General features: G+C 59.8%; 7 protein-coding genes and 1 pseudogene. 4 read left to right on the forward strand and 4 right to left on the reverse strand.

Features of this window, described 5'->3' with window-relative positions:
- From ABX749_RS08925 to ABX749_RS08940, 4 genes are all read right to left on the reverse strand, one after another.
- The coding region (locus tag ABX749_RS08925) for an alpha/beta fold hydrolase (protein WP_372895667.1) at positions 1-477 on the reverse strand (477 nt) is incomplete at its 3' end.
- Between the two features lie 224 nt (positions 478-701).
- Positions 702-2,216, reverse strand: a complete 1,515-nt coding sequence (locus ABX749_RS08930; RefSeq protein ID WP_372895668.1) for a hypothetical protein — start codon at positions 2,214-2,216, stop codon at positions 702-704.
- Positions 2,217-2,297: 81 nt separating this feature from the next.
- A complete protein-coding gene (locus ABX749_RS08935; RefSeq protein ID WP_372895669.1) occupies positions 2,298-5,123 on the reverse strand; it encodes a c-type cytochrome in 2,826 nt (941 codons plus the stop codon).
- A 381-nt stretch (positions 5,124-5,504) separates the two neighbouring features.
- Positions 5,505-6,782: an NAD(P)/FAD-dependent oxidoreductase gene (locus ABX749_RS08940; RefSeq protein ID WP_372895670.1), complete on the reverse strand. Its 1,278-nt coding sequence runs from the start codon at positions 6,780-6,782 to the stop codon at positions 5,505-5,507.
- A gap of 217 nt (positions 6,783-6,999) precedes the next feature.
- Between ABX749_RS08940 and ABX749_RS08945 the strand changes: the two genes are divergently transcribed.
- From ABX749_RS08945 to ABX749_RS08960, 4 genes and pseudogenes are all read left to right on the forward strand, one after another.
- Complete coding sequence (locus tag ABX749_RS08945) at positions 7,000-8,169, forward strand: fatty acid desaturase (RefSeq protein ID WP_372895671.1); 1,170 nt, start codon at positions 7,000-7,002, stop codon at positions 8,167-8,169.
- A gap of 286 nt (positions 8,170-8,455) precedes the next feature.
- On the forward strand, positions 8,456-9,478 hold the full coding sequence (locus tag ABX749_RS08950) for a hypothetical protein (protein ID WP_372895672.1): 1,023 nt from the start codon (positions 8,456-8,458) through the stop codon (positions 9,476-9,478).
- Positions 9,475-9,840 (forward strand): hypothetical protein, encoded by a 366-nt coding sequence (locus ABX749_RS08955; RefSeq protein WP_372895673.1) that lies wholly within the window; start codon positions 9,475-9,477, stop codon positions 9,838-9,840. Before ABX749_RS08950 ends, ABX749_RS08955 begins: the two co-directional genes overlap by 4 nt.
- Positions 9,837-10,592 (forward strand): annotated as a pseudogene (locus tag ABX749_RS08960) (hypothetical protein); the annotation flags it as partial. The gene ABX749_RS08955 and the pseudogene ABX749_RS08960, both read left to right, overlap by 4 nt.

A 10,592-nucleotide genomic window follows, 5' to 3' on the forward strand; every position in this document is an offset into this window, starting at 1 on the left:
CAGCAGAGACAGGTGGACCGGTCCCGGCTGCTTCATCGAACGCAACATCGGCGATCCCGCAATCATCCACTCCACCTTGGAATACTGCCGAAGCTGATGGTTGAGCACAAAGTTGCCTCCCATGCTCTGCCCCAACAGACCGATCGATGCGTCGGGATACCGCTGCCTGAGATGATTCAAGAAGATCTCGACGTCGTCCAATAGTGCGTCGTAGCTTGGGATCTGCATCCGCGGTCCCGGGCTCTTGCCGTGTCCAACCTGGTCAAAAGCAAACACGCGGATTCCGCGACCGGCAAACCAACGTCCCAATGCATCGAATCGTCCCGAATGGTCACCCAGACCATGTACGACCCCCAACACGATCTCTCGCGGAAACACCGACGACCGCGCATCGGGGTCGAACCAGGATCGGACGTACCGATCGTGATGACCGAACTCCCACGTTTCCTCGCTGCTGATCAGGTCACGTGTGTGCATGTCAGACGGCCCTTGGTGATTTCGTCGCGGGGAGGTACAGGCGTGATCGGGACGAGGTGCGGGATCATGAAGAACGATGAGGCGGAATGAGAGGATGACAAAACGGTATGAGGCTGGGGATCCGTATGGAGGTAGGAAGATTTCGGAGGTAAGAAAATTGAGAAAACGATGAGTCGTGGCACGACACAAAATCTTCCTACCACCAAAATCTTCCTACCCCTCCACTACTTCGGCGCCGTCACGTCGCTGGGCCGCTTGGGAATTTCATTGAGCGTGTAGTACGCCTTGGTGTGGACCAGTTTCCCGCCTTCGGATGATCGGATCGGGGACAGGTCAAAATCATGGACGTGCCCCTGGACCAATCCATCGACCTTGAGCTGAACGGTCAGGCCGTCGTCGGACACGATCGCCTCGGTCACCGTGGGTGTCGTCTGGTCGACTTCGGGGCTGCCGTAACCTTGTCGATAGAGGTGGGTGTAGGTCGCCAGCTGGTAGGATTCCGGTTGCGACGCGATCTTGGGGTCGACAGGTTTGGTGAACGTCACACGAAACCCATCCGGCAACACATTGAGTTGCTTGATTTCGAAGGGGACGATCCCGGTCCAGTCGATTCGTTGGATGGCAAATTCTCGCGGGCCGCGCACGGGCCAACCGCGGTTGGTGCCGCCGACGATCAAGTCGCCTTGCGGAGTGAACTGACACGCCAACAATCCGGTCGCCAGTCCTTCGCGGAACGGGTAGCAGGCGCCTTGCCAAACCCCATTGATCTTTTCGGTCGTTGCTCGCATCACGACACTCAAACTGAAATCGCCGACAAAGATCTGGTTTTCGAACGGCCCAAATTTGCCGCCGGTGCGATCGACCATGAAGCCTGAGATCGATCGCCCCATCTTGATGTACGGAAACACGACCGCGTACGGCACCAACTCTTTGACTCGGGCTCGTTCGATCATCAACCGCGACGGCGTATTCGGTTCCACCTTGGGCTTTTCCAGATTTTCCGCCAAGTCGTACCAACGAAAACTCGCCGGATGCCCCATGAATCCTCCCGGCTCCAAGACCTTCAAGCTGCACGATCCGTTCCACGGTCCTTGGCTTTCGGCGTAGAACATCACGCCGTGTTCGTTGGGACCGATCCCGCAGGGGCTGCGAATGCCGCTGCAAATCGGGATCGTTTTTCCATCGGGAGTGACCTTCACACACCAGCCGCGAAACGGTTCATCGGACTGATAGGATTTGGAAAGACACAGTGCGACCCAGATGTTGCCTTCGGGATCCAGTTTCGAGCCGAATGCGAATTCGTGATAGTTGCGGAATCCCCAGGCGTCGCTAAGGGTTCGAAAACGGTCCGCCAGTCCGTCACCATTTTCGTCGGTGATCTTCGTGACTTCGGTTTGTTGGGTGATGTAGAACGCGTCGTCCTTGAACGACATCCCGAGGACTTCATCGAGCCCGCTGGCAAAGCGTTTGTAGGTTGGTTGCGGGTAATCGTCGAACGCGCCCTCGACCAAGTAGATGTCACCGCGGCGGGTTCCGATGGCCAACCGATCGTCGGGCAGGACTTCAAAGCTGCCGGCTTCGATCGCCGTGCCTTCGGGCATCGGGATCTCGACGATTTTGTAGTACTTCGATTCCTCTTCGGCCGTGTCCCAGTATTCACCCAATGTTTGGGCGCGCGTCGATGGTGCCGCGGAAAGGATGAGGGCGAAGATGACGATGAGGGATGTTGTAAGACGCATTGAGCTTCGGTGATTGATCATTGCTTCGTAGTCGCGTGACTCATTCCGGGGGATGACAAGCTGGCAGCCTGTCCCACTGGGTTACCATCGGTACTGGATCTCCAACGTGGTGCCGCCGGCAGGCAAACTGAGCGGAACGACCAGTTGCATCCCCGTTTCCGATTGCTCCACTTCGGCTTGATGTGGGGCGTCGACTCGGACGCGCAGCGATTCACCGATGAGAAAGGTTTGCTTGTCGATGGCTTTCACTGTCTCGCCCGATGCGACGCGAAAGACAAGGTTGTTACGCTTGTCCTTCGACGTGAATGTCACCGTCCGTTTCAACACCGCTTGGTCGGCGTCGGTGTCTTTCGAATCGATCGCGTAATCTTCGATTTCGATTTCGCCGAATCGATAGGTCCATGTCGGTCGGCCGATGTCGTCCAGGTCATAGCCGGTGAATTGGTGATGCGGCGGACGACCTTCGTCAACGATCCAGGGTGATTGGGCGTCGTCCAAATCCGGCCCGGGCGGGAAACGAATCAAGTCGCTTCCCAGAGGTCGTACGGTTCCGTGTCCCTGGCTGCGCCAGACGCCGCCCGGATCAGCGAAGTCGCCTTTCCAAATCATTGCCAACCGCATCTGTTCGGCGTCAAAGGCCAGATTCAATCCGCCCGGATAGCCGACCCCGATGCCTCGTTTGCCGATGCCTGGATAGCTTCGACGCAGCATCACGGCACGGCCTTGATCGGCCAACAACCGGATCGGTTCTAACTGCAATCCGCGCGGCGTCCTGGCCTGCCGCCCTTCGAGCAGGTATTCCCAGACCGCTCCGACTTGAAGGTTCGGGTCTCCGCCCAGGATCTCTTTGCGGATCGCTTTTCCGCCCGGCCAAAACGAGGGCATCACCGTTCCCGGGCTGACCAATTGCGGCGAGACCATGTATTGATAGAACCATTCCCGATGAAGTCGCTCGGCCATTTCGGTCAGGTCGACCGCCGGCATGGTTTGCGCCGGTTTGTGTTGGAAGGTGTGGCAGGCGATGCAGTTCAGTCCGCCGTTGCCGACCAGTTCCAAGCCCGTTTGGCGAGCCTCCTTGGGATCCTGCGTCTCGGTGATTTCGACCAACGGCTTGGGGTCAACCGTTGCAAACCGATCGACCAGGTGGGCCACGTTGGCCGCGCCGTACTGCGGCATCCTGGTGTTCATGTAGGGGCGGATGGAACGACCGTTGACTAACACGTCGCGCAGCCATTTGGAACGCAGCTTCCCTCCGACGCCGCTCAACGTCGGCGGGATTCGTCCTTGGGGACCGAGGTTTTCATTGGTCGTGTGGAAGTACGGATCGCGTTGGTCCGACACCCCGCCCCAGCCATCGCGCGAGTGGCAACGGTCACAGCGAAACGTTGCCATCGTCAAAACGACGTGTTCTCGATCATCAAGCGTGGCGGCGGACGATTGAAGGGCGACTCGAATCGCGTCGCGCTGGGCGTCGTCCAATGGATAATTCGCCCACGCCCCCGACTTCTCCGACAGACAGCCTTGCGCCGTGTTCAATTCAGCCAGGGACGCATAACGATCGGCACGCCCTTGGGCTTGCACCTGTTGCGTTTGGCCGTCCTCGGCGACATGGCACTGGACGCATCCGAGTTCGGTGAACGAGTTGCGACCGGACCGAATCATCTCGGGATCGGTTTGCATCGGCCGGTGATCGGCATCGGCCCCCGCACCGCTGACCAGATAGTTTGCCAAATCGACCGCTTCCCAGTGCGTCAGTTTCATGTCGGGCATGCGTCCAGACGGGCGCACCGAATGCGGATTTTCCAGGAAGGACGAAAGTCCGTCGACGCTGTACTTCTGGCTCAGATCGCCGAGGGCAACCGAACTGTCGGCCATCAACTCGTCGCCGTCTTTGCCGCGCGGTGAATGACAGGCGACGCATCCGACCGAGTGGAACAGTTCTCGACCGCGCGCCGCCGACTGGTCGTCGATCGATCCCCGTTTAAAAGGATCCTTCGACAGCGACATCAAATAGTGGGTGATCGCCGTCGACACCGCATCGCGATCCTCATCGGAAAGATGTTGCATCAAATCCGGCATGCTGGTCCCCGGCTTCACGCCGTGGGGATCCGCGATGAATCGTCGGATGTATTGGGGATCGATTCGCGATGCCGCCGCGGTCAGAACCGGAGCCTGTTTGGGCGGCGTGGAAGCGTGCATCGTCGGTGCCGCGGCGTTGTCTCCGTGACAGCGGACGCAACCGAACTGGTCCATCAAAACCAATCCGTGGATTCGAGGATCAAGCGAGGTGGACCGTGATGCGTGCATCGACGCGGCGACGTTTGGTGCTTGCGCGGTTTGGGCGATGTCCATCAGGTATTTGACCAAATCCAAAAACTGTTGCCGGTCTTTGAGTTGATCAGCCAGTTTGGTCGGCATCGCAGAAACCGTTTGCGGCTCCATGCGATCGATGTCGTCGTGTGCGATCACGATCAAGCGATTGGCATCGGACAGTTCCCTCAGCACGATCGAGTCGGCGTCCTGCCGGATGACTCGCCCGGTCGCCACTCGGCCTTCCAGGGTCAAGATTTTTACCGATTCGAATCCCTTGGCGATCGACTTGGACGGTTGCAGGATCGCTTCGACGATTGTTTCGTCATTCCGGTCCGCGGAGACTTGGGTGAGATCCGGTCCGAGCAGATCGACAGCGCCCTGGGCATGGCACTTGGTGCACGAGAGTGACTGGGTTGAAAACAGAATGGCTCCCCGAACCGCATCTCCCCGCTCGCGAGCCTGGGCGGCTAACGTTCGGCTGTCCTCGGCGAGTAGTTGATCGGTCAACGAGGGCTGTGGGGCGGACTGCGCCAGTCCCCGCGCGGCATGGCAACCGAGTACAAACAGCAGTCCGGCGAGCAGGATTCGATTCACGCCAAGGGTTCTCGTCTGATGATCAAGGTTCTTGTTCGATGTCGACAGTGTAACTGCAGTGTAGAGCAAGCATCTCGCTTGCCGAAGCAGAGCAGAGCGACTCTGCCACAAGAAACCGGCGTGACACGGCGTCGCGGTGCGCCATACGCAGTCCTGAGTCGTGTTTGCGCACGTTGTCAGTTTGGGTCGGTCGAGGAACCGGCGGTTGGGTGTGGAGTTGGGGGGCACAATACGCTGTGGGGCGTGAACGCTTTCGCGAATCGGATGTGGTTTGAAGGGGGGTCGGCCGGGACGGCCGAGAGTCGCAAGCTGGAAGCTTACGCCACTGGTGAGGACGCAAGCTGGAAGCTTAGGCCACTGATGAGGATGCAGGCTGGGGGCTTACTGCGCGGCGGCGATTCCGGCGGCTCGTCCGGTGCTGAAGGCGGCTTGAAAGTTGTAGCCTCCGATCCAACCATCGACGTCCAGCACTTCGCCGGCGATGTAGAGCCCTGAGACCTTGCGACTTTCCATTGTTCGCGGATCCACTTCCGACAGCTTCACGCCACCGGCGGTGACCTCCGCCTTGGCGAACCCCCGTGTGCCTTGCACGGGAAACGTCGCGTATTTCAGCCCGTTGACCAGGGCCTGCAGCTTGGTGCGTGAAAGTTCTGCGATCGGGCACTCGGCGTCACTTGCTCGGGCGACCGATTCGGCCAGTCGACTTGGCAACCACTCTGTGATCAGGGCGGTGGTCGTGCGGCGCCCCCCGCCGCCACGATCGGTCAGTGCCTTCTCAAGTTGCGGGACCGACATCTGGGGCACCAGGTCGACGGCCAGCATGACGTCGTCGAACGAATCGGCGCGGGTGATCGTGCCGCTGACGTCCATCGCTGCAGGGCCGGAGAACCCCAGATGCGTGAACAGCCAACTGCTGCGGCGGCTGACCAGCGGCTTGCGTTTGGAGGGTGCCTTGGATTGCCAATCACTGCGTTGGTAAACCGATGCGATGCAATCATCGAGCGTCAAACCGGACAGGCTGTGCGTCCAATCGTATCCGCCGACCAAGGGAACCAGTGCGGGCCGGGTCCGGACGATGGTGTGTCCCAACTTGTGCAGCCAGGCGTACGCATCGCCGGTCGTGCCGCAGCCCGGCCAACTTTTGCCGCCGGCGGTCACGATCAGCCGATCGCAGCGGATCGATTCCGATTCGGTATGGATCAGCCACTGGTCGGCCGCTTTTTCGACCGCGGTGACGGCACACCGCAAATGAAGTTTCACACCCGCTTGGACGGCGCGTCGTTGCAAGGCGTCGCGGACGTGGATCGCGCGATCGGATTGCGGAAACACCTTTCCGGTCGACTCCACCTTGGTCTGCACCCCGTGTTCGTGAAACATCGCCACGACATCGGCCGGTCCGAAGGCACCGACGGACTTTTGCAAAAATCGCCCCGCCTTGCCAAAGGCCTGGACGATCCCTTTGGCATCGGTGTCCTGGGTGATGTTGCAGCGGGTTCCACCGGACATCAAGATCTTGACCCCGGTTTTGCCATTCTTCTCCAACAGCAGTACGCTCGCCCCCCTCATCGCGGCCTCCGCCGCAGCGACCAAACCGGCCGCCCCGGCACCGATCACCACAATGGAGTGTGCGGATTTGTCGAGCATCGGTGAATGGGTCATGTGCGGTCTGCCTGCGACAATCGTGACGTCAGTAACTTTGGGGAATATGCGGGCAAGGCCGTAAGAAGCGATTTAAACTGGGGGTTTACTAGGACGGCCAGTCAGATTTGCCCACTTCCAGGGACGATACAATCCAAACGAGGATTCCGTTCGACCACGTGGTTTACCCAACCGCGTGTCGGATCACCACCGCGACCCACTACACGATTGTTCTGCGATGTCCGTTGATAGCCCAGCCCAACTCGCCAGCGACACTAATCCAGACCCCAAACGAACGCCGAAGGTGGTTCCTGCTCCGCCGCGTGGCGACGGCAAGTTTTCCTTTGCCGAAGCGCGCAATCTAATCGGTGATTTGACGAAACCGAATCCGCGAATCTACTGGACAGATTTCTTGCTGTCGATCGTCGGCGGCTTCATTGCCTTGAACGCGACGCTGCACGTGCCGCGATTGTTCTGGCCGGCCCCCTGGGTGATTCCCGTCGTGATCGTGTCGTACCTGGCGACCGTGCTGCTGTTCATGCGTTCGGTGATGTTCATTCACGAGCTGGTTCATTTACCCAAAGAAGGGTTCAAAGGATTTCGGTTCGCGTGGAATGCCTTGTGCGGCATCCCGTTGTTTGTGCCGTCGTTTTTGTACTATCCGCACGTCGATCACCATCGACGCAAGCATTACGGCACCGACCATGACGGAGAGTACCTGTCGCTCAGCCATCACAGCCCGTGGATGATCGTCGGCTTTATCGGCCAGGCGCTGATCATTCCCGTTTTGGGTCTGTTTCGGTTCGTGGTGCTGAGCCCGGTTTGCTGGCTGATCCCGGGAGCCCGCGCGTTCGTGCACCGCCACGCGTCGACGATGGTGGTGGATCCGTTTTACGAGCGTGACGATCCGTCGGACAAGGAAATGCGGATCGTGGTGATGCAGGAGTTCTTCTGTTTTCTGGTCGGAAGCGGATTGATCTTTCGCCACAAGATTGTCACCGGGGAATGGTTTGATCCGTTGTGGATCGTCGCGTACAGCGTTGCAATCGGATTGTTGACGCTGAATGAAGTCCGCACGTTGGGAGCGCATCGATGGACGGGCGACGGCGGCGAGATGACGTTCGAAGAACAGTTGCTCGATTCGGTCAACTATCCCCACCATCCGTGGATCAGCGAACTGTGGGGTCCGATCGGAACACGCTACCACGCCTTGCACCACCTGTTCCCCCGCTTGCCCTATCACAACCTGGGCGAAGCTCATCGTCGGCTGATCGAGGGGTTGCCGGCCGACTCGCCGTATCATCGAACGGTCGCGACCAGTTTGACCGCCGAGATCAAGGCGCTGTGGCGACGGGCACGCGATCGTGGGAAGCCAGCCGAAAGCGAACCGTCCGCGATGGCGGCGTGATCAACCGCTGAGCCAGTGACACGCAGGTTGGTGTCGAGGCTTGGGCCCGAAGGCTCGCGGCAAACGGCTGATCATCGATTGACATCAGCCGGTTCGCGCCAGCGTCCGGGCGGCTTGATTGATTTCAGCGAAGCTCCATCGATCTCAACGGAGCGGTAGTGGGCTTCTTGCGTGATCGGCACCGCGTACGTGATACTGCGGCCTTGAGGAGACGAGCGACCACGACGGTGCGCGTCGCCCCTGGTCGGAATTGCCCACGGTTGATCGGACGAAGCGGAGCCCAGGCTTGAACAAGAGCGAGATTCACGCCGGTTACGACTTCGAATCCGGGATGTTCTCTCGGATGCGCTCCTGGGTCGACGTAGCATCCTGGATTCGCCTGACCCGCATCCCCAGGATCCTCGCTTCCCCCAGTCACGTCGCAGTCGTCTTGCTGGCCTGCATTGCGACCAGAACGATCGCGTCGTTTTTCGCAGAGGGACCTCTCCAGCTGGGCAGATTTTGGGAGCTGCATTCCCACATTCAACTGCTGGTGGCGATGTTTCATTGGACCGGTCCGCTGCTCGGATCGCTGCTGGCCGCCGTGTTGCTGATCATTTGGATTCCGGTGATTCAGTTCGTTTGCCGCGGCGGCGCGGCGTTGGCTGCGGGCAAACCTCTGCCGCGTGCCGGCCAGACGCTGCGTTTGGTTGGATCGCGGCTTTGGCGATCACTGTTCGTGCCGATCCTGCCCTGCTTGTGCATCGTGGCATTGATGGTGGGCGTGTTTCTGATCCGACTACCGAGTTTTGTGGCGGACGTGCCCTTGGTCTCAGGCATCACCGGCTGGGCGATCGGCGTCGCCGCGATCCCGGTCGGTATTCTGGGATTTGGAGCCCTGTTCGCCGTACCGCTGGCGCTCGCGGCAATGGTCTGTGAACCGACGCCCGACCCGATCGATTCGCTCAGCCGCGGCTACGAATCGTTGTATCGTCGACCACTGTCGTTGGCCTGGTACATGGCGTTTTCCGGAGCGATGGTGTTTCTGTTCGGCATATTGTTGGGCGGAATCGGCGGGGCATCGGTGCTGGCGGCACGGATCGTCACGTGGGTGATTTCGCCGAACGGTGTTCAGATTCAATCCGCCGTTGATGCCATCACCATGGTCGTCGTTGCCTGGCAAACCACGCTGGCATTTGGTCTACTCGGGGGAGTCTATTTGTTGCTCCGTAGTGACACCGGTGGCCAAGAGGCGGAGGATCTTTGGGAACCGCCCGCAGCGCCGGTGGAGCCGTTGCCGGAATTGCCCAAGGAGGCGATCGACGGATGAGTCCAGTTTCGATAAATCCTGAATCCTCACCACGCGGTGCGACCGGGCCGGCCGAATCGACTGCCTCGCCGCGTCCCGCCAAGCATGGCCCCAGGATTCAAATCAGTCTGTCGATGATGTTGTTGATGATGGTCGTGTTCGCCTTTATTTCGGCGGCGCTGTTCTACGCATCTCAAGTCCCGGCGATCCGCGAAGAACTCAGTGTGCTGTTGTACGGGAAAGCGGAGGACGGTGGTGAAGACGTCGGTCGGCTGGCGCATCGGGCATTCATCATGTTTACGTTTACGTCGCCTCTGCTGCTGGCTTGCGTCCTGTCGCTGGTGGTTTCGGCCTTGAAATACTTGCAGCGCACCACAACGTGAACGACGAACCGTCTGACGCGGATCAGGCTGACGTGTTGGAACCGCTGGTGGCGGCACTCGGAAACGCCGCGATGCGTCCCGAAGAATTCGCCGCGTTCTCGGCCGCCTTGATGTCGCGACACCCCAGCGCAGTGCGCTATCGACAGGACATCGATCCCCAGGACATCGCGTTCCCGGTCCGCCCGATCCCGTGGTATTCGCTCGGTTATCAGTGCACCGATCCGGAGGTCCGACCGAGCCGAACACTCTCGTACGCCGCCGGTGATTTTTTCATTCAGGATGCCGGTTCGATGCTGGCCTTGGCAGCCGCCGACGCAGATCGGCCTCCGCAACGCGACCGATTGATCTGTGATTTATGCGCCGCGCCGGGCGGCAAATCGACTGCCCTGCTGGAATCGATCGGCGACGGCTTTCTGCTGGCCAATGAACCGATCCAATCTCGCATTGCACCGTTGGCGTACAACTTGGCTCGCACCGGGAGCGACCGTTACGCCATCTCCAGTCTCGATCCCGAGCGGCTGCGATCGCGACTTGGCGGCATCTTTGATGTGGTCTTGGCCGATGTCCCCTGCAGCGGCCAAGCATTGTTGGGACGCGGCAAACAAAGTCTCGCCGCGGTTTCAAAGACACAGATCGAACACAGCGCGTTGCGGGCCAAGCGGATTCTTGCGTCGGCCGTCCACCTGCTCCGCCCCGGAGGCCGATTGGTGCTCAGCACGTGCACGTTCGCCGAAGCGGAAAACGAATCTCAA

The sequence above is a fragment of the Stieleria sp. genome (assembly GCF_041595215.1).
GTDB lineage: Bacteria > Planctomycetota > Planctomycetia > Pirellulales > Pirellulaceae > Stieleria > Stieleria magnilauensis.

What these genes read in the sequence shown, in the direction of transcription:
- ABX749_RS08945 (WP_372895671.1), top strand. Translation starts at nt 7,000, where the DNA reads ATGTCCGTTGATAGCCCAGCCCAACTCGCCAGCGACACTAATCCAGAC.
- ABX749_RS08940 (WP_372895670.1), bottom strand. Translation starts at nt 6,782, where the DNA reads ATGACCCATTCACCGATGCTCGACAAATCCGCACACTCCATTGTGGTG.
- ABX749_RS08955 (WP_372895673.1), top strand. Translation starts at nt 9,475, where the DNA reads ATGAGTCCAGTTTCGATAAATCCTGAATCCTCACCACGCGGTGCGACC.
- ABX749_RS08930 (WP_372895668.1), bottom strand. Translation starts at nt 2,216, where the DNA reads ATGCGTCTTACAACATCCCTCATCGTCATCTTCGCCCTCATCCTTTCC.